Here is a 19,461-nt window from a genome sequence, read left to right as displayed (position 1 = left end):
TAAAGCTAGAGGCAATTCAGTAATAATATAATTTTAGGTTTAAAACCCTTAGTACCTAAGCACCTCAGAATCTTAGAAGCTAAAAAATCTACAATACTCTCGAAACCGTCAATCCATCACGAATTGGTAGTAAAACCGTTTCTACTCTTGGATCATTTTTTAAGTGTAGATTATATTCTAAAAGCACTTTTGTACTCACATCATTAGGATGAACGGGTTCTAGTACTTTACCGCTCCATAAAACATTATCTGATAAAATAATACCGCCTTTATTCATTTTTGGTACTATCATTTCCCAGTAATTAAGATAGTTTTCTTTATCAGCATCAATAAAAACTAAATCAAACTTTACATCTAAAGTGGGAATAATATCAATTGCTTCTCCTAAATGCTGAAAAATTTGGTTTCCCCAAGGAGATGCATCAAAATATTTACGCTGAAAATCAATTAATTCTTCTTTAATATCAATAGTATGCAATTGTCCGTTTTCCTGCATTCCTTCGCACAAGCATAAAGCGGCATACCCCGTGTAAGTTCCAATTTCAAGAATATTAACCGGACGGATCAATTTAGAGAGCATACTCAAAACACGGCCTTGAAAATGCCCGCTCAGCATTCGCGGTAAAAGTATTTTCTGATACGTTTCTTTATTGAGTTTCGCCAGTAATTCTGGTTCGTTTTCAGAATGTTGTTCGATATAATCTTCTAGATCTTGTGAAATAAAATGCATCTTGTGTTTGTTCTAATTTAAAGCAAAAATACAAAAAATATCTGCTTACTATTTTGCATAAAAAAACCATTCGTGTAAACGAATGGTTTCAATATTAATTTCGAGATGAAAATTATTTTTTCAAAGCGTCATTTACTTCTTTAGCTGTTTTTACAGTTCCGTCTTTAGCAGCTTTAGCAGCATTTTCTACTTTTTCAGCACCTTTTTTAGTGGCATCTTTTACATCAGCAGCTGTTTTTTTAGCAGCAGTTTCAACATCGTCGGCAGCTTTTTTAGTAGCATCTTTTACATCTTCAGCCGCTTTTTCTGTTTTAGTAACAGCGCTGTCTTTTACTTCTTTAATATCAGTTGTTAAAGAGTCAACTTTGTTTCCAAGAGTTAATTCATCTTCTGCCGGTTTTGGCTCTTTCTTTTCGCATGATTGTACCGCGAATGTTAATAATGCAATTACAGCTAAAGTTAAAATTTGTTTTTTCATAATAAATTGTCTTTTTAGGTTAAAAATTTTAAAACGTCATAAAGTGGAATAATAAAAATACAAATTTTAAAATGATTGCGCGCTTTGTAAGATTATATTTTCTTTTGAGTGCAAGACAATTCTCGTGCCAAATTTTTAAATTTTGATCAGCCGATGCAATTTTTTTTAATGACAATTGCGAGTTAGTTTTTGTACAAACTAAAGTTTATCACAATATCATCTTTAACTTTTATAAGCCCAGCCATTTTTACTGGAGGTTCTAATTCAAGATCAGAGAATTTTAAAGAAAGTGTGCCCTGAATTTTATCATCAGCATTGTATAAAACAAAGTCTTTATATTTTAGTGTTTTATTAGTGATAAAAAAGTTCAGGTTGCATTTATAATTTTTACCATTAGGTTTTATATCGGTAAGGCAAACAGTACTGTTAGGGAATATTTTAGCCTTAACAGTTCCTTGTAAATCTTTTGTCATTATTTTATTGCCGCAATCAAAGTTTGTCATTTTGATAGCGGTATTAAAAGTGTTTTTTTTGTTTGAGTTTAAGTAAACTGTATCTTTTATAGAAAAAGTATTCGAACAGTTGTACTTGCCAACAGATGATAATCCTGTAATTTCTATTTTAATTTTATTTATTACTAAAGTTGTATCATCTGCTAAAAAAGTGGGTTTAGCACTTCCAAAGAAAAAGAAAATTACTAAACCCAGTATTAAAAAAACAAATCTATTAAGCATTTTTGTTATATTTAGAATGCAATTACAGCTTCGAATACTAAACCTTCAAATTTACCGCCATAAAAGTTGTTCAGATTTCCAGTAGCGGGATCTCCTGTAAATTGTGAATAATCTTTATATTTTTGATTAACGTAGTTTAATTTAGCTAAAATGTTTTTAGTCATAAACCAACCAGCACTTGCTTCAAATTTATCTACACTAACCTTTTTAGCATCAGCATTAGATAGTTTTCCAGATACGGTATTGTATTTTCCTCCGATGTAGAATTGTTCAGTTTCTCCAAATCTGTAAATAAGTTCTGAAGCATATTGATTAGCTGTACGCTTGTCGTCAGTACCAGCTTTATCACCTCCTGAAGCTAATTCGATTGTTCCAAAGAATTCAAGGCCTTTATATTTTACAAAAGGATTAATCATGTATGTCGTAGCCCAATTTTTGAAATTAGGATTGAACGTTGCTTCTGGAGTAGATGTTTTACTGAAACTACTAGCAACATCAGTAGTAGTCGTAGAAATAACAGTACCATTTGCATCGGTTTTAGTAATGGTGTTTTTATAAGGATTATTATTCAATATACCCCAGTAACCAAATCCTGATCTATTAGCAGAATATATGTTTGCGTTACCAAGATTTGCATTATGATAATAAGAACCCGTTAGTCTTACTCTTAAATCTTTATTAAGCTGTTTATCATAACCAAGTTTAGCTAAGATTGAAGGGCTGTGCGTTGTATTAGCGTTTGGTCCAGCAGGGTAAAAAACTTCTTCATTACTTTGATTTAAATTACCATTTGTAACACCTAACATACTAACCAATCCTTTTCTGTTATAGTAAACCTCCATACCCATTTCTGTAGTGAAAGAATACATAATGTTGTTTCCAACAAATGCATTTCTGATTGTATTACCATTATCAGAACCTCTGAAGTGAGCATCACCAAAATTGTTCTCCATCTGCCCAATTTTAATTGTAGCATATTTCATTACATCAGCTAAAAAGTCTTTTTTGATGAAGTCTAACTTGTCAATTTGTAAGTATCCACCTTTTACATAAGAATCATTGTGGTGTCTTGAAGCTAAATAAACATCTAAATTTACTCTTACTCCATCAAACAATTGAGCACCAATATACATATCAGCAGCAGGAAGAGTAAAATTGTTTTCATTATTCATTAAGCGATATCCAGTAATTGATCTAACAGTAGTTCCGGTAGCTGTATTAGTCGTAGTTGTAGTGCTGGCAGGTTGATTGTTAAATGAATTTGTTGCTTGGAAATCCATGTTAAAAGCACCACCAAGGTCAATACTAAGACCTTTAAACTCTCTAGTGTCTTTCTGTACGTCGAAAACATTAATACCATCTTTCCCTCTAGAAATTTGGTTTTGCATGTTTCCAAAACTTACCTGTGCATTAACAGCAAATGTGCTGACTAATGTTATTGCGAGTATATAAATTTTCTTCATGGCGTTTATAAATTAAAGTTTAAATTGAATTTTATTGTTAAATCTTGTCCCGTTTTAATGGTTCCAAGCATTGCAGTTGGAGATTTCATTCCAAAATCAGCAAAAGTGATTTTGTTTGATCCCTGCATGTTTAATCCATCTTTCGTAATAGTTGTTTTAACCGTAGTTTTATAAACTTTACTTACTCCAGCAATGGTATACGTTCCAGTCAATTCCCAAGTGGTTTCATTTACTTTTTCTGCAGATTTTAAAACATATTTAATGTTTTTGTTTTTATCCGTTTTTAAAGTTGTATAAGCAACCTTGTCCATGCTTTTTTTCTCACTTTTAATGCTCTCTGCTAATAGAGTTACAGACAACGCTTCAATATCTGTTAGTTTTGAATTGGCAATTGTTAAAGTTGCCGTTCCAGTCCCTGAACCTGATTTCATTTCCCAATCATGAAGAGTTGAAGTACCTGCAACAGCAAAAGTTGATTTAGTATCTAATGTGTATGATTTTTGTGCTGAAGCAAATGTGGTAACTCCAAAGAGTATAATTACAAATGCAAATAATTTTATTTTGTTGCTTTTCATTTTGTCATGTTTTTAGTGTAAAAAATAAGTTAATCAGTCGGCCGTTTTCTATACTAGTATTAAGAATGTTGTTTTTAACTTGTATCAAAGATCTCCCTATAAATTAGTATGAGACATGATAAAAATCATTGTTAAAATTTTATTAAATTGGTATTTAATAACTACAACGTTTTCATTTTTTTCAAAATCAGTATTGTTATTAAAAAAGAATTTGAATTTTTGTTAAATCAGCAGTTGTTGAAGTCTGACCTAATGATTTTTGGATTGAATGGTTATTTCTGTATTAGAAGGAAAGTTATATTTATCAAACGAAATTTGTTTCAGCTTAAAATAATATTGAAAATCACAGTTAAATCTTTTCCTGTTTTTACAACTCCAAGAGCTGCCTTTGGAGGTGCCATTTCAAAATCGCCAAAAGTAATTTGGTTGGAGCCTTGCAGCATAAAAGTGCCGTTATTGGCAGTTATTTTTACTTGAGTTTGATATTCTTTACTGACACCAGCAATGGTATAGGTTCCTGTTAGAATCCAAGTTGTTTCGTTTATTTTTTCTGCAGATTTTAAAACATATTCAATGTTTTTGTTTTTTTCTGTATCTAAGGCTTCATATGCCACTCTGTCCATGCTGGTTTTACTGCTTTTTAAGCTTTCAGCTAGTATTGAAATAGATAAACTGTTTATGCCAGCTAGTTTAGATTCCTTAACCGTTAAATTGGCAATACCAGTTCCTTCTGTAGATCTCATAACCCAATCGTGTACGGTAGAAGTTCCTGCGACTTCAAAAGTTGATTTTGCTTCTACTACAGAATAGTTTTTTTGTGCGCTTAATTGTAATGAGATTGTTGTAAAAATCACTGTAAATAAAATTGATTTAATTGTTTTCATTTTTGAGAATTTTAGGTTGATCTTTTAACTTAGAAAGCTTAAAACATTTGCAGTGGTTAAAGAGTTTAAAGCTTTCCTTGAATTTCTTAGGTCAAAATTATCAGGCATCCGCAAAAAATAGAATGATAAAAATCAGGGCAAAAGTGATATAAATTGTTATAGTAAAGAATAGAGAGACAAATTGAACTTAATTATAGGTTTTTAGGAAAATGTTTGAAATAGTAAGTATTTGTATCTTAGTGAATTATTTGTGTTTTTAAGAGAGGTATGAAACTCTTTTTATTTTAGATGTTTTTTTCGATTTAATTAAGAATGTGTTTAAAAATCAAAAAAAAGGACAAAAGTGATTAACTTTGCAGCATGCAAATGGAGAAAAAAGACATACGAGCCTTATCAAAAGAGCAATTACGAGATTTTTTTGTCGCAAATAATGACAAAGCTTTTCGCGGAAATCAAGTCTATGAATGGTTATGGAGCAAAGGAGCTCATAGTTTTGAAGATATGACAAATGTTGCCAAAGCAACACGATCTATGCTTGAAGACAATTTTGTAATCAACCACATTAAAGTAGATACAATGCAGCGCAGTACAGATGGTACTGTAAAAAATGCGGTTAGACTTCATGACGGACTTGTTGTTGAGTCTGTTTTGATTCCTACAGAAACTAGAACCACCGCCTGTGTATCCAGCCAAGTTGGCTGCAGTTTAGATTGTAACTTTTGTGCTACTGCGAGATTAAAGAGAATGCGAAATCTTGAGCCGGGAGAGATTTACGATCAAATCATGGCAATTGATAAAGAAAGTCGTTTATATCACAATCATCCGCTTTCGAATATTGTTTTTATGGGAATGGGAGAGCCATTAATGAATTATAATAATGTCATTAAAGCAATAGATATGGTTACGTCGCCTGAAGGTTTAGGAATGTCTCCAAAACGTATTATGCTTTCGACATCTGGAATTCCAAAGATGATTAAAAAGATGGCAGATGATGAAGTGAAATTCAAATTAGCAGTTTCATTGCACTCAGCAATAGATGAAACCCGAGCTAAAATTATGCCTTTCAGTAAAAACTTTCCTTTAAAAGACTTGCGAGAAGCACTGGAATATTGGTACAGAAAGACAAAAAGTAAAATTTCGTATGAATATGTGGTTTGGAAAGGAATTAACGATGACAAAGCTTCTATTGATGCATTGGTTAAATTTTGCAAATATGTGCCTTGTAAGGTCAATTTAATAGAATATAACCCAATTGATGACGGAGAGTTTCAACAAGCTTCAGAAGAGTCAATTTTAGCTTATATTAAAGCTTTAGAAAACATTGGAGTTGTGGTAAAAGTTCGTCGCAGCCGCGGAAAAGATATCGATGCTGCCTGCGGTCAATTGGCAAACAAAGAAGGATAGAATTTATCTTAAAATATAAAAAAAGCATTAAAAACAAAAAGAGTCTTGTTTTTAATGCTTTTTTTCTGGGCAAAAAGGATTCTTATTTTTTCAAATCGATTTCTTCCGTTACTCCATCTTTTGTTACTTTAGCAAGTGTATCACAGTCCCCGTTGCCATAATCAATAATTGCTTTTGCATCATTTTTAGTTATTGAAACAATACCTTTTACAGGGAATGGGGTTTTGCATGAAGCTTTAAATTCTAGAGGGGTTGTAATTTCTGCCGAAAAAGTATCTCCATTTGGGAAAGTAGTTGTACTGCTTCCAGTTATTACATAAACATTGTCTTCCCAATCAGACCAAGTTTTATAACCAGCAGTCATTTCTTTAATTAAAGTGCCTTTTCTGGTGTAAACACTTCCATCATCAAAAGTAATAGTCATATCTATTGCAGCTGTTGAAACCGGATGTGCTTCGGCAAGTAAATCTGTTGATTTTACAGATCGAACTATGCTTTTGCTTCCTTGAAGTTTTTTGCCATTGTGATAAAATCCATCAAAAGTATAACTAATGGTTTGAGTTGACGCTGAAAAATCATTAGAGAAAGAGATAACCATTTTTCCTTTCACCGTATTTCCGTTTTCCAGAGTACAGCCTTCTACACCAAAATCAACAGTAATTGTCCAGGTGTTATTAGTTAATGCCGTTGTAATAGTAGCACAGCTCGGAAGGAAATTTTTTACCGGTCCGCTTGGTTTTGCAGTTAAATTTTGCTGTGCAGTAAATTGATCTTCGGCAATAGCAGTTACATCTTCAATCGAGGCATCAATTTTAGAATTTGTAACTATTTCAGTATTTGTAATTGCGTCAGATGATCCGTCATTTGTTTTTTCATCAGAATTACAGCTGATAAAAAAAGATAAAGCGACTAATGTTCCAATAAATAAAAATTTTGTTTTCATAATAAATAGTTTTCTTGATTTTAATTAATGAATACAAATTAGGCTTTAACTAGAATGTGTTTTTGGTGTTTTTTTTAGGCGGGTAGAGAAAAATGTTGATATACTAACATAAAATACACAACGTTTTTTTATTTAAAATAGTATATTTGGAATCGAAATGAATATTACCTCACAAATAAAACTGCCCATTTTTAACGAAATGGAACTTTTTGAAAAAAAGTTTCATGAATCGATGACTTCAAAGGTGGCGTTACTGAACAGAATTACCTATTACATTGTAAACCGTAAAGGTAAGCAAATGCGTCCAATGTTTGTGTTTTTAACCGCAAAAATGGTCTCTGGAGGTATTGTAAACGAGAGAACGTATAGAGGAGCTTCGGTAATTGAATTAATTCATACGGCAACTTTGGTTCATGATGACGTTGTAGACGATAGTAATCGCCGTCGCGGATTTTTCTCGATCAATGCACTTTGGAAAAACAAAATTGCTGTTCTAGTTGGAGATTATTTACTTTCAAAAGGTTTGCTGCTTTCTATTGATAACGGAGATTTTGATTTACTTCGAATTATTTCTGTTGCCGTTCGCGAAATGAGCGAAGGTGAATTACTTCAAATAGAAAAAGCCCGCAGACTCGATATTACTGAAGATGTTTATTACGAAATTATCCGAAAAAAGACTGCTACTCTTATAGCAGCTTGTTGTGCGCTTGGTGCAAAATCTGTAATCGAAGATGATGTTCAGGTTGAGAATATGCGAAAATTTGGAGAGCTTATCGGAATGGCTTTTCAAATCAAAGACGACTTGTTTGATTACAGTGAAGAAGCAATCGGTAAACCAACAGGAATTGATATTAAAGAGCAAAAAATGACTTTGCCTTTAATTCATGTTTTAAATACTTGTACTCCGCAAGAAAAAAAGTGGCTGATAAACTCCATCAAAAACCACAACAAAGACAAAAAACGCGTAAAAGAAGTTATTGCCTTTGTAAAAAATAATAATGGTTTGGCTTATGCCGAAAATAAAATGGTGCAATTTCAGCAAGAAGCACTTTCACTTTTAGAGAATTACCCTGATTCTGATTTCAAAGCAGCGCTTACTTTAATGGTAAACTACGTTATTGAAAGAAAAAAATAATTAGATAATTAGAAAATTTGTTAATTAGGTAATTGGTTTACTTTGTTGTAAATCAGTTGCTTGTTCTGCATGTGTTGGAATTTTTAATTTTTTTATTGAATTTTTTTATGTCTGATGCAACCATTTCAAATCGACAATCGTCTATGCTAATAGAAGACTGTTTCTAAAACCAAAAACCGAAAGCTTATTAATGAAAATTATTCCGTTACATCAAGAAGAAAACGAAATCATAAAGTTGGCAGTCGAAAATAATCGGCAGGCACAACAACAGATTTACAGCAGGTTTTCTTCAAAAATGCTAAGTGTCTGCCGTCAATATATAAAAGATATTCAGCTGGCAGAAGATGTAATGATAACGGCCTTTATGAAAGTGTTTACCAATTTAAACAAATTTGAAAATAAAGGAAGTTTTGAAGGTTGGATTCGCAGAATTATGGTTAACGAATGCATTTCGTATTTAAGAGTTCAGAAAAAAGTAAAATTTGCCGAAGATGAATTTTTTGTTGAAGAAAGTTTCAACGCAATTGACAGCCAGTTTACCGTAGATCAGATTCAGTTTTTAATTGATGCTTTGCCCGATGGCTATAAAATGGTTTTCAATTTATATGCAATTGAAGGTTATAAACACAATGAAATTGCCAAGATGTTAGGAATTAATGAAGGAACATCAAAATCGCAATTATCGCACGCTAGAAAAATGCTGCAAACACAAATTACTATTTTAAAAAAACAAGATAATGGCACCGAATAATTTTGAAAAGGATTTCCGTGACAAATTAAATCACCGCAAAATTGAGCCAAGTAATAAAGCTTGGGATCGATTGGATGCAATGCTGAGTGTCGCTGAAGAAGAGAAAACAACAGTTTTACCTCGCTCAAAAAAAGATTCAAAAAGAAAATGGCTTTTCATAGCTGCAAGTATCGTCGGGTTTTTACTAGTTGGAACTTTCTTTTTTAATCAAAAGGAAGCTTTAGTCGAAACTCCAAAAAATAATGTTGTAATAGAAGAGAATGTTGAGAAAGATCCAATTGTTCAGCCAGTTTTAAATGCAATAGATTCAGTAAAGCAGGAAGTTGTAGTTTCAGAAAAAGAATCTCTTGAGAAAAAAGAAATACTAAAAGATAAATATTTAGAGGTTTCGAGTCAAAAATCAAATAAAAATAAATCAAATCAAGTAGCGGAGTCTTCAATCATCATCAAAAACAATCAAGAAAAACAATCAAAAACAAATCAAACTGCAATTGCTGATACTACAAAAAAAGAGAGCGTAGATCAATTATTAGATTCGGCAGAAAAAACAATTTTAGCAGAAAATTCGGCTAAGCCAAAATCAAAAGTAAAAGTAAATGCTGCTGATTTGCTTAATCAGGTCGATGGCGAATTGGAGCTTTCCTTTAGAGAAAAGGTAGTGACAAAAGTCAATAAAAATTATCAATCGGTTAAAGTGGCTTTGGCAAACCGAAATCAAAAAGAATAAAGAGTTTACCATTAACAATTAATAATTCAGAATTAAAGAATCGTCATCAATCAACAATCAACAATCAAATTAAAAAATCAATCATGAAAAATTTTACCATTTATCTAGTAGTTCTAATTTTCTTATTTGTCAGTAAAGTTTTTGGTCAGGAAACTTTCGAATCAAAAGCAAAGAAAATTGCAAATCAAATAGAAAAAGTTACCAAAGAGGAAAAAGAAAAACTGAAAGAAGAAGTTGAAGCTGTAAATGTACAATTGTCTGAAGGGAAAATTACACAAGAACAGGCAGACAAGCGCAAAAAAGAATTGGCAGAAGCCAGAGCCGTAATTATTGAAGAAAAAGTGACTTTGGCGCAAAATGAACTCAATGATTTGGTTCAGCAAAAAGTAGATGGGAAACTGAAAGAACAGGATTCAACAAAGAAAGGCAAGATTGTTATTTACTGGAATAAGAATGACTGGAATAATAAAAAAACCAAAGATTCAATTCGAGGCGAAAAAAGAACCACTTCGCAATTTGTATTTGCTGCCGGTTTAAATAGTACAATGGTCGATGGTAAGCTTCAAGATTCAAATTATGATTTTATTGGGTCTCATTTTTACGAATGGGGACTTACGTTTAATTCAAGAATATTAAAAGACAATAATTTATTGCATGCAAAGTATGGACTTTCGTTAATGTATAACAATCTTCGTCCGTCAGATAATCGCAGTTTTGTCGTAAATGGCGATCAAACAAATTTAGTTACAAACCCGATAAATTTAAAAGAATCTCGTTTTAGAAATGTGTATTTAGTAGCTCCAGTTCATTTAGAATTCGATTTTTCAAAAGATGGTCATTCAGGTGGGAAAACCTATTATAGAACCCATAAAGGTTTTCGCGCAGGATTTGGCGGATATGCTGGAATCAATGTAAAATCGAAACAGATTTTAAAATTTGAAGAAAACGACTATAAAACAACACAAAAAACAAAAGGAGATTATAATGTAAACAATTTTATTTACGGACTGAGTTCTTACGTAGGTTACAAGGAAATAAGTTTGTACTTAAAATACGATTTGAATCCTTTGTTTAAAAATAATACAGTTGACGAAAATAATGTTTCGTTAGGTATTCGTTTTGATTTTAATTAGTATAAAATTAAGTTTAGTTGAAAGGAAAAGCGTTTCGAAAGAAACGCTTTTTTTTGCTCGAAAATTCTAAAAATTCAAGTAGGATTTATGTACTTTTACAAGCTCTCATTTTTAAAAATAATTTAAGTTTTGATTTCACAAAATACAATAGATACTGTTTTTGAAACTGCTCGCGTTGAGGAGGTTATTGGTGATTTTGTCAATTTAAAACGTGCAGGAAGTAATTTCAAAGGTCTGAGTCCTTTCTCAGATGAGCGTTCTCCATCGTTTATGGTGTCGCCTGCAAAAGGAATTTGGAAAGATTTCAGTACAGGAAAAGGAGGGAATTCTGTAAAATTCCTAATGGAGCATTCTCAGTTTACTTATCCAGAAGCCATTCGGTATTTAGCCAGAAAATATAATATTGAGATCGAAGAAACCGAACAGACAGATGCTGAAAAAGCGATGACAGATGTTCGTGAGAGTATGTATTTGGTTTCTGAATTTGCAGCTAAGTACTTTCAAGATGTTTTAATAAATTCTGAAGAAGGAAAAGCGATAGGGCTTTCCTATTTTAAAGAACGAGGTTTTACCAATGAAACCATTAAAAAATTCGATTTAGGATATTCTCCAGAAACTTGGGATGCTTTGACTAAAGAAGCATTAGGAAAAGGATATAAATTGGAATTTTTAGAAAGCACAGGTTTAACCATTGCGAGAGAAGATCGTCCTTTTGACCGATTCAAAGGGCGTGTAATGTTTCCAATTCAAAGTATGTCGGGGCGAGTTTTAGGTTTTGGAGGGCGTATTTTAACCAATGATAAAAAAGCCGCAAAATATCTAAATTCACCAGAAAGTGATATTTACCATAAAAGTAAAGTGCTTTACGGAATTTATCATGCCAAACAATCTATAGCGAAACAAAATAACTGTTATTTAGTTGAAGGTTATACCGATGTTATCCAGTTTAGTCAGGCCGGAATTGAGAATGTTGTGGCTTCGTCTGGAACTGCTTTAACGCCAGACCAGATTCGATTGATTAATCGTCTGACTCGAAATATTACAGTGCTTTTTGATGGTGATGCTGCAGGTTTGCGTGCCTCTATTCGAGGAATCGATTTGATTCTGGAAGAGGGGATGAATGTAAGAGTTTGTTCTTTTCCTGATGGAGAAGATCCCGATAGTTTTGCGCGAAAAAATTCGCATGACGATTTAGTTGCCTATTTAGAAAACAATAGTAAAGATTTTATACAGTTTAAAGCTTCGATTTTGATGAACGAAGCTAAAAACGATCCAATTAAAAAAGCCGATCTGATTCGGGATATGGTGACCAGTATTTCTAAAATACCAGATCGTATTCAGCGTGAAGTTTATATTCAGGAATGTGCCAGAATTATGGAGATTTCTGAGCAGGTTTTGGTGAGTACTTTGGCACAGTTGATTCAAAAAGATTTGGCAGAAGTGGCTAAAAAGCAAAAACAGGAACAAAAACCTTTTGAAGTTTTTAGAAACCAACCTCCAAAAAATACAAGTTTTTCAGGAGGAGATCCAGAAGACCCAAGAACAGGACCGCCAGATGATTATTATCCAGGTGAACCAAGTTATCCTCAAGAGCAAGCAGAGAAAGTAGATATTTTATACGGTTTTGAAAGGAAAATTATTGAAATATTATTGCTTTACGGAAGTGTTCTAGAGGATTTTGAAGATGTATTTTTAAAAGCTGATGAAGAAGGAGTTGTAAAAGAAGTCAGTGAAAAGCGAAAATACAAAGTATATGAAAAAATCTATTTAAGTCTGCAGGAAGATGAGGTAGAACTTTCAAATGTATTGTTTCAAAATATTTTTGCAGGGTTAATTGATTTTTACAATCAAAATGAGACTTTTAGTTTAGATAAATATTTGATGCACTTACAGCCAGAATTTGCGCAGGAAGTAACCAATATTTTAATGGAAGACGAAAGATTAACCGTTCATAACTGGGAAGGACAGAATATTTTTCCGAAGCATAAAAATGAAACTATTGAGCAAAATGTTTCTGATACGATATTTTCTTTGCGATGGTATTTGGTTTCAAAAATCATTCACGATTTAAAAAACTCGCTCCTGACAGATCCGCAAGACGATAATTCAGAATTGTTGTCTATGGTTATAGATTATTCTAAATTATTAAATAATTTTTCTCGAAAATTAGGAAGAGTAGTAGTTCCTTATCATCAATAAAAATCAAAAAGCTCTATAATGTTAAACACTATAGAGCTTTTTTTTAGGTTTATGATTTTACCAAAGCAAAATCAGATGCCTTTAAATTAAATAATTTCTAAAGTCTTAGCTTTGTTTACTAAGTCAACTAAATTAGTAACATTCAATTTTGTCAATAATCTTAATTTGTAAGTACTGATCGTTTTTTCGTTCAGATTTAAGATTTTAGAGATTTCATTGTTTTTCTTACCATCACTTAAGTAACGTAAAACCTCGATTTCACGATTAGAAAGTTTTCTGTACAAACGTTCGCTTTTGCTTTGTTTCGCAATAAGTGCCATGTTTTTACGTACAGTTTCGTTGATAATAATTTTTCCTTCGTGTACTTTAATAATAGAAAGACCTAAAGTTTCAAGTTTTTCTGTTTTGTGTACATACCCAGATACTCCAGCTTTAATAGCATTTGGAGCATACATTTGCTCAGCTAAGTCACTGAAAATTACAATTTTTGTTTTTGGGAAATTTTTCAAGATTGATTTCACTTCGAAGATGCTAGAAAGACCTTCTAACTCTAAATCTAGAATTAAAATGTCAATTTCCTTCGTCTGAAGGATATCTCTAACCATTGAAAAATTGCCTACATTGGCAACAATTGAAATTTGATCGTGGTCTTTAAAATAAGACTTAACGCCAAAGTGAGTCACAGGATGATTGTCTGCAAGACATACTTTAATCATAATTTTTACCTTTTTTAGAATTGTTCATGTTTTTGGAACTGTAAAATTAATAAATAAATTCTGTAATTAATTGCAGATGAATGTTAAAAGTTTTATTTTAACGTTTTTGGTATCAAACAAACGGGTATTGCATCCATTTTGTGCTTGTTGCTGGTGTTTAATCTTTTATAAATTTCAAAGACAGATTTTTCTCTCCCGGTAAAGTCATTCGCCGTATTTCCTGACTCCGCGGCTAACATTGCCCATTCAAGTTCGTCATAACTGGCTCCTAATTGGTCTTCATCGGTTCTATTATCTCCAAAAAGACCATCTGTTGGCGCTGCAGTTAAAATAGATTTAGGAATTGTTAAAAATTCTCCTAAAGCATATACATCCGATTTCATTAAGTCAGCAATTGGACTTAAATCGACACCTCCGTCACCATATTTTGTGTAAAATCCTACGCCAAAATCTTCTACTTTGTTTCCAGTTCCTGCAACCAGTAATCCATGAATTCCGGCTAAATAATATAAAGAAGTCATTCGTAAACGGGCACGTGTATTGGCAAATGATAAATTTACTTTTGCCTGATCATCTGTTTCTGGTACTGCAGCTTTAAAAGCTTCAAAAACAGCTGTTAAATCAGTTTCTACACTCGAAACATTTGCAAAACGTTTTTTTAATTGTGTAATATGTTCTCTCCCTCTAGAAACTTGGCTTTCAGCTTGATGAATTGGCATTTCGACACATAAAACTTGCAAACCCGTCTGTGCGCACAATGTAGAAGTAACAGCAGAGTCGACTCCGCCCGAAATTCCAATAACAAAACCATTTACTTTTGCATTCTCAGCATAATTTTTTAACCATTCTACAATATGTTTGTTTACTTTTTCTGTTTGAATAGTGCTTTTTTTAGCCATAATAGTTTAAGTTTTAAAATACAGGGATGTATATTTGCACAAATATTTTTGAGTAAGCGATTATTTAAATTTATGCAACACAAATCTAATTAAAATAAAATGAAAATATATCGCTTTGCAGTGGTTCTGTGCGTGTTTTTTTTGTCTTGTAGCCAGAAAACAAAGGTTGAAAAAGAAGTCGAAGAAATTCCAATTGATATTAAAGTAGAACGTTTTGATAAGGCGTTTTTTGAAACTAAACCAGAAGATCTGGAAAAAGTAAAAAAACAGTATCCTTTCTTTTTTCCAGCTGGTAATGACGATTCAGTTTGGTTAAAAAAAATGCAGGAACCAATTTGGCGTGAAGTTTATGAAGAAGTGCAAAAAAAATACGCCAATTTTGAGCCGGTTCGTCAGGAATTTAATTCACTTTTTCAACATGTGAAATATTATTTTCCTAAAACAAAAACGCCAAAAGTAATTACTGTTATTGGAGAAATGGACTATAATGCAAAAGCAATTTATGCAGATAGTTTGGTTATTGTTGCGTTAGAATTGTATTTAGGAAAAGAGCATAAATTCTATGAATTTCCAAATTATTTAAAATACAATTTTGAGGAAAAACAAATTATGCCAGATGTTGTTTCGAGCTTTGCTTATAGAAACATTCCTGCGTATCCAGATAAAAATTTAGTTTCTCAAATGATTTTTGAAGGGAAACAATTGTACGCAAAAGATTTATTGCTGCCAGAATATACAGATGCTGAAAAAATTGGCTATTCGCCAGAGCAGATTAAATGGTGCGAAGAAAATGAAGCCTATATGTGGCGTTATTTTTTAGAAAAAGAAATGTTGTACAGTACAGATCCTAAATTAACAACACGATTTATTGCGCCGGCTCCGTTTTCAAAATTTTATTTAGAGATTGATAACGATTCTCCTGGAAGAGTGGGGGCGTGGATTGGCTGGCAGATTGTTCGTTCTTATATGAAGAACAATAATGTGCAGCTGTCGGAATTATTAAAAGTGAATGCAAAAGAAATTTTTGAAAAGTCAAAATATAAACCTAAGAAATAATGTCAAATACAATAAACTCAGAGATTAAATTCAATATAGAATTAGATGAAAACCGTGTTCCAGAAAAATTAACGTGGAGTGCGCAAGACGGCGGTGTTCAGGCTGAAGAAGCAAAAGCGATAATGTTATCTATTTGGGATAGTAAAGCCAGAGAAACCATGCGTATCGATTTGTGGACAAAAGATATGCCTGTAGACGAAATGAAAATTTTCTTTCATCAAACATTAGTGGCAATGGCAGATACTTTTAAACGTGCAACAGATGATGAAAAAATGTCAGACACAATGAAAGATTTCTGTGACTATTTTGCGGAAAAACTGGAGCTTACGAAGTAATTAAAAATTCCAATAAAAAATCCCAAATCCCAATTGTAAAACTTGGAATTTGGGATTTTTTATATGCTAACCTTTTGTCCTCCTGAGTGAAGTCGAAGGATTAAAATTTGGAATTTTTTAATTGGAATTTAAAACCCTGAATTGTTTTTAAAAACCTCCTGATTTACTTCGTCGATGTAAGTTAAAAGTTCTTCCTTTCCTATCGATTCTGTAGATGAGGTTACAAAGTAATGCGGCATTTCGGCCCAGTTGTTGGCGTACATTTGTTTTTTGTATGCCGCAACATGAGAGTCGATTTTTACTTTACTGATCTTATCTGCTTTGGTGAAAATAATACAAAATGGTATTTCGCTTTCACCCATATACGACATAAATTCAATGTCGATTTTTTGAGCTTCATGGCGAATGTCAATCAAAACAAAGGCGCAGACTAGTTGTTCTCTGTTTTCAAAGTAGTCAGTAATAAATTGTTGAAAAACAGATTTTGTTTTTTTAGAAACCTTAGCATATCCGTATCCAGGTAAATCGACTAAAAACCAATTATTGTTAATCTTAAAGTGATTTATTAATTGTGTTTTCCCTGGTCTTCCAGACGTTTTTGCTAAATTTTTGTGATTGGTAATCATGTTGATCAAAGAGGATTTACCAACGTTTGATCGGCCTATAAAAGCGTATTCCGGCAGAAATTCGGCCGGGCATTTTGAAGCATCAGAATTACTGATAATAAATTCGGCGGTATTAATTTTCATGTTTTTTGTTTTAAAACCTTCTTAAATTCGAAAGTTAGATGCTATAAATTCTTTGCAACAAGCCATTCTTCAAGAATTTTGTTGAATTCCTGAGGATGTTCCATCATAGCAGCGTGTCCGCATTTGTCTATCCAATACAAAGTTGAATTAGGCAATAAGTTGTCAAATTCTTCAGCAACATTAGGTGGTGTTACAGCGTCATTTTTACCCCAGATGATACAGGTTTCAACTGTCATTTTAGGTAAATCTTTGGCCATATTATGGCGAATTGCACTCTTAGCAATCGTTAATGTTTTAATTAATTTTATGCGGTCATTAACAGTTGCGTAAACTTCATCTATTAATTCTGGTGTCGCAATTTTTGGGTCATAAAATACATCTTCAGCTTTCTTTTTGATATATTCGTAATCACCTCTTTTAGGGTAGCTGTCGCCCATGGCGCTTTCGTAAAGTCCAGAACTTCCTGTAATTACAAGTCCGGCTACTTTTTCGGGATATAGTTTGGTGTGGTAAAGTGCAATGTGTCCTCCAAGTGAATTTCCCAGTAAAATAACTTGGTCAAAACCCTTGAAATTAATAAAGTCTTTTACGTATTTGGCAAAGCTTTTTACGTTTGTTTTTAAAATACTCTGCGTGTATATTGGCAAATCTGGGATTACAACTTTGTATCCTTTCGTTGGAAAATATTCCGCTACAGCATCAAAGTTACTAAGGCCTCCCATTAACCCGTGTAAAATAACGATAGGAGTTCCCTCTCCAGCTTCATAATAGCTGTATTTGCCTTCTTTTTTGTAGTTTTTGTCCATCTAATCTAATGCCAATTTCATTTGGGACAAATATAGGGTTAAATAAATAAAAATGAATTTTTGCTGCCCTTTTTTAACTAGATTATTTTGCTAGAATTAGTAAGTGGTTATAAATCAGGTTTTAGTGGTTGTTTCTCTAAAAATTGAGTTGTTAAAATAATTGCATAATATTTACTTTTTTAAGAGAAATAAAGCAGATTTTTTGTAATTCTTAAATGAAAAGATTTTGAAACTGATTTTTGTCTAATGTATTGATTGCTTATGATTTAGCTGAGGTGGTAGTAAAGTGGTTAAACTTATTAACAAAGTGGTATATAGTGGTAATATGTGGTATTTTTTTTTATATTTTTGCTGTGTAACATATTAGTACGTTTTTCTTGAATACAATTGTTGGAACATATGAGTGTAAAGTCGATGCTAAAGGGAGGTTAATGATACCTGCGCCTTTAAAAAAGCAATTGGCTTCTTCTCTTCAGGACGGTTTTGTCTTGAAGCGTTCCGTTTTTCAGCAATGTTTAGAATTGTATCCGATGGAAGAATGGAATCTAATGATGGCAAAAATTAATAAGCTGAATCGTTTTGTAAAAAAGAACAATGATTTCATTCGCAGATTTACTGCCGGAGTTAAAGTAGTAGATATTGATGCATTAGGGAGATTGTTGGTGCCAAAAGATTTAGTGACGTTTTCGGGTATTTCTAAAGATGTTGTTTTTTCATCTGCGGTTAATATTGTGGAGATTTGGGATAAAGATTTATACGAAAAATCAATAAGCGGCGAAGATATGGATTTTGCAGATTTAGCCGAAGAAGTAATGGGAAATATTAATGACGACGACAATGGAATATCATAATCCAGTTTTACTTCATCCAACAGTTGATGGTTTAAATATTAAGCCAGACGGCATTTATGTAGATGTAACGTTTGGCGGCGGCGGTCACTCAAAAGAAATTTTGAAAAGATTGGGGCCAAATGGAAAACTATTTGCTTTTGATCAAGACGAGGATGCGCTTGCAAATGCATTGCCTGACGAAAGATTTACTTTGATTAATGAGAACTTTAGATTTATAAAAAGATTTCTTCGTTTTCATGGTGTTAAAGCAGTAGATGGAATCTTGGCAGATTTAGGAGTTTCATCACATCAATTTGATGTTCCAGAGAGAGGTTTTTCAACCAGATTTGATGCCGAACTGGATATGCGGATGAGTCAAAAAAATGATTTAAATGCTTATCGAGTGGTTAACGAATATGAAGAACAGGATTTACGTCGTGTTTTTTTTGATTATGGGGAGTTGAAAAACGCACCAGTTCTAGCAAGAACGATTGTTGAGGCGAGACATGATTATCCAATCAAGACAACCGATGAATTAAAAGAAGTTCTAGCAAGATATTTACCAGAAAGAGTTAAGAATAAAATATTGGCTCAGATTTATCAAGCGATTCGTATTGAAGTAAATCAAGAAATGGATGTTTTGAAAGAGTTTATTGAGCAGTCTTTAGAAATTTTGAAACCAGGGGGGAGATTTTCGGTAATCTCATACCATTCATTAGAAGACAGGCTGGTGAAAAGATTCATTAAAAACGGAATGTTTGAAGGAGAACCAGAACGTGATTTTTACGGGAATTTTTCAGTACCGTTTAAAACTATCGGAAAACTGATTGTTCCTGATGATGCCGAAATTAAAATCAATAATAGAGCAAGAAGTGCGAAATTAAGGATAGCTGAAAAGATATAATATATATAGG

Annotated in this window: 21 protein-coding genes; 10 read left to right on the top strand and 11 right to left on the bottom strand. The window is 32.6% G+C overall.

Annotated elements, in window-relative coordinates; translation table 11 throughout:
• Positions 1–88: 88 nt before the first annotated feature.
• The 6 genes from B0A75_RS14185 to B0A75_RS14160 form a co-directional block, all read right to left on the bottom strand.
• Complete coding sequence (locus B0A75_RS14185) at positions 89–730, bottom strand: O-methyltransferase (protein WP_089054937.1); 642 nt, start codon at positions 728–730, stop codon at positions 89–91.
• 112 nt (positions 731–842) lie between these two features.
• On the bottom strand, positions 843–1,208 hold the full coding sequence (locus B0A75_RS14180; RefSeq protein WP_089054936.1) for a hypothetical protein: 366 nt from the start codon (positions 1,206–1,208) through the stop codon (positions 843–845).
• Positions 1,209–1,390: 182 nt separating this feature from the next.
• Positions 1,391–1,942, bottom strand: coding sequence for a hypothetical protein (locus B0A75_RS14175; RefSeq protein WP_089054935.1), 552 nt, complete (start codon positions 1,940–1,942; stop codon positions 1,391–1,393).
• A gap of 11 nt (positions 1,943–1,953) precedes the next feature.
• Entirely contained in the window at positions 1,954–3,405 is a 1,452-nt protein-coding gene (locus B0A75_RS14170; RefSeq protein ID WP_089054934.1) for a hypothetical protein, read from the bottom strand.
• Between the two features lie 5 nt (positions 3,406–3,410).
• Positions 3,411–3,980 carry a YceI family protein gene (locus tag B0A75_RS14165; protein ID WP_089054933.1) on the bottom strand — a complete coding sequence of 190 codons (570 nt, stop codon included), beginning with the start codon at positions 3,978–3,980 and terminating at the stop codon, positions 3,411–3,413.
• Positions 3,981–4,300: 320 nt separating this feature from the next.
• Positions 4,301–4,864, bottom strand: coding sequence for a YceI family protein (locus B0A75_RS14160; RefSeq protein ID WP_089054932.1), 564 nt, complete (start codon positions 4,862–4,864; stop codon positions 4,301–4,303).
• A 360-nt stretch (positions 4,865–5,224) separates the two neighbouring features.
• Here B0A75_RS14160 and rlmN point away from each other — a divergent pair, with 360 nt between their 5' ends.
• On the top strand, positions 5,225–6,268 hold the full coding sequence (gene rlmN / locus B0A75_RS14155) for a 23S rRNA (adenine(2503)-C(2))-methyltransferase RlmN (protein WP_089054931.1): 1,044 nt from the start codon (positions 5,225–5,227) through the stop codon (positions 6,266–6,268).
• Between the two features lie 82 nt (positions 6,269–6,350).
• Here rlmN and B0A75_RS14150 read toward each other — a convergent pair whose 3' ends face one another.
• The gene (locus B0A75_RS14150) at positions 6,351–7,211 is read right to left on the bottom strand and encodes a hypothetical protein (RefSeq protein ID WP_089054930.1); all 861 of its coding nucleotides are present in this window, start codon (positions 7,209–7,211) and stop codon (positions 6,351–6,353) included.
• 157 nt (positions 7,212–7,368) lie between these two features.
• Here B0A75_RS14150 and B0A75_RS14145 point away from each other — a divergent pair, with 157 nt between their 5' ends.
• From B0A75_RS14145 to dnaG, 5 genes are all read left to right on the top strand, one after another.
• Positions 7,369–8,346 carry a polyprenyl synthetase family protein gene (locus B0A75_RS14145; protein WP_089054929.1) on the top strand — a complete coding sequence of 326 codons (978 nt, stop codon included), beginning with the start codon at positions 7,369–7,371 and terminating at the stop codon, positions 8,344–8,346.
• A gap of 190 nt (positions 8,347–8,536) precedes the next feature.
• Positions 8,537–9,097 carry an RNA polymerase sigma factor gene (locus B0A75_RS14140; protein WP_089054928.1) on the top strand — a complete coding sequence of 187 codons (561 nt, stop codon included), beginning with the start codon at positions 8,537–8,539 and terminating at the stop codon, positions 9,095–9,097.
• A complete protein-coding gene (locus B0A75_RS14135) occupies positions 9,084–9,824 on the top strand; it encodes a hypothetical protein (RefSeq protein WP_089054927.1) in 741 nt (246 codons plus the stop codon). Before B0A75_RS14140 ends, B0A75_RS14135 begins: the two co-directional genes overlap by 14 nt.
• 83 nt (positions 9,825–9,907) lie before the next feature.
• Positions 9,908–10,957 (top strand): hypothetical protein, encoded by a 1,050-nt coding sequence (locus B0A75_RS14130; RefSeq protein WP_089054926.1) that lies wholly within the window; start codon positions 9,908–9,910, stop codon positions 10,955–10,957.
• A 129-nt stretch (positions 10,958–11,086) separates the two neighbouring features.
• A complete protein-coding gene (gene dnaG, locus B0A75_RS14125; protein WP_089054925.1) occupies positions 11,087–13,156 on the top strand; it encodes a DNA primase in 2,070 nt (689 codons plus the stop codon).
• A gap of 86 nt (positions 13,157–13,242) precedes the next feature.
• Here the strand turns inward: dnaG and B0A75_RS14120 are convergent, their stop codons facing one another.
• Together B0A75_RS14120 and nadE are read right to left on the bottom strand one after the other, a co-directional pair.
• Positions 13,243–13,872 carry a response regulator transcription factor gene (locus B0A75_RS14120; RefSeq protein WP_026730588.1) on the bottom strand — a complete coding sequence of 210 codons (630 nt, stop codon included), beginning with the start codon at positions 13,870–13,872 and terminating at the stop codon, positions 13,243–13,245.
• Positions 13,873–13,964: 92 nt separating this feature from the next.
• Positions 13,965–14,771 carry an NAD(+) synthase gene (gene nadE, locus B0A75_RS14115; RefSeq protein WP_089054924.1) on the bottom strand — a complete coding sequence of 269 codons (807 nt, stop codon included), beginning with the start codon at positions 14,769–14,771 and terminating at the stop codon, positions 13,965–13,967.
• A 99-nt stretch (positions 14,772–14,870) separates the two neighbouring features.
• Here nadE and gldB point away from each other — a divergent pair, with 99 nt between their 5' ends.
• Positions 14,871–15,827: a gliding motility lipoprotein GldB gene (gene gldB, locus B0A75_RS14110; protein WP_089054923.1), complete on the top strand. Its 957-nt coding sequence runs from the start codon at positions 14,871–14,873 to the stop codon at positions 15,825–15,827.
• A complete protein-coding gene (gldC, locus tag B0A75_RS14105; RefSeq protein WP_165765128.1) occupies positions 15,827–16,162 on the top strand; it encodes a gliding motility protein GldC in 336 nt (111 codons plus the stop codon). The genes gldB and gldC overlap by 1 nt, the downstream gene beginning before the upstream one ends.
• A gap of 128 nt (positions 16,163–16,290) precedes the next feature.
• Here the strand turns inward: gldC and yihA are convergent, their stop codons facing one another.
• Positions 16,291–16,911 carry a ribosome biogenesis GTP-binding protein YihA/YsxC gene (yihA, locus tag B0A75_RS14100; protein ID WP_089054922.1) on the bottom strand — a complete coding sequence of 207 codons (621 nt, stop codon included), beginning with the start codon at positions 16,909–16,911 and terminating at the stop codon, positions 16,291–16,293.
• Between the two features lie 41 nt (positions 16,912–16,952).
• Positions 16,953–17,717 carry an alpha/beta fold hydrolase gene (locus B0A75_RS14095; protein ID WP_089054921.1) on the bottom strand — a complete coding sequence of 255 codons (765 nt, stop codon included), beginning with the start codon at positions 17,715–17,717 and terminating at the stop codon, positions 16,953–16,955.
• A 377-nt stretch (positions 17,718–18,094) separates the two neighbouring features.
• Here B0A75_RS14095 and B0A75_RS14090 point away from each other — a divergent pair, with 377 nt between their 5' ends.
• Together B0A75_RS14090 and rsmH are read left to right on the top strand one after the other, a co-directional pair.
• Complete coding sequence (locus B0A75_RS14090) at positions 18,095–18,568, top strand: division/cell wall cluster transcriptional repressor MraZ (RefSeq protein ID WP_089054920.1); 474 nt, start codon at positions 18,095–18,097, stop codon at positions 18,566–18,568.
• Positions 18,543–19,451 carry a 16S rRNA (cytosine(1402)-N(4))-methyltransferase RsmH gene (gene rsmH, locus B0A75_RS14085; protein ID WP_208861276.1) on the top strand — a complete coding sequence of 303 codons (909 nt, stop codon included), beginning with the start codon at positions 18,543–18,545 and terminating at the stop codon, positions 19,449–19,451. Before B0A75_RS14090 ends, rsmH begins: the two co-directional genes overlap by 26 nt.
• Positions 19,452–19,461 lie beyond the last annotated feature (10 nt).

It is taken from the genome of Flavobacterium oncorhynchi, from assembly GCF_002217355.1.
Classification (GTDB): Bacteria; Bacteroidota; Bacteroidia; order Flavobacteriales; family Flavobacteriaceae; genus Flavobacterium; species Flavobacterium oncorhynchi.
The sequence above is the reverse complement of the archived record's forward strand: the minus strand, read 5'-3'. Positions and strand labels throughout refer to the sequence as shown.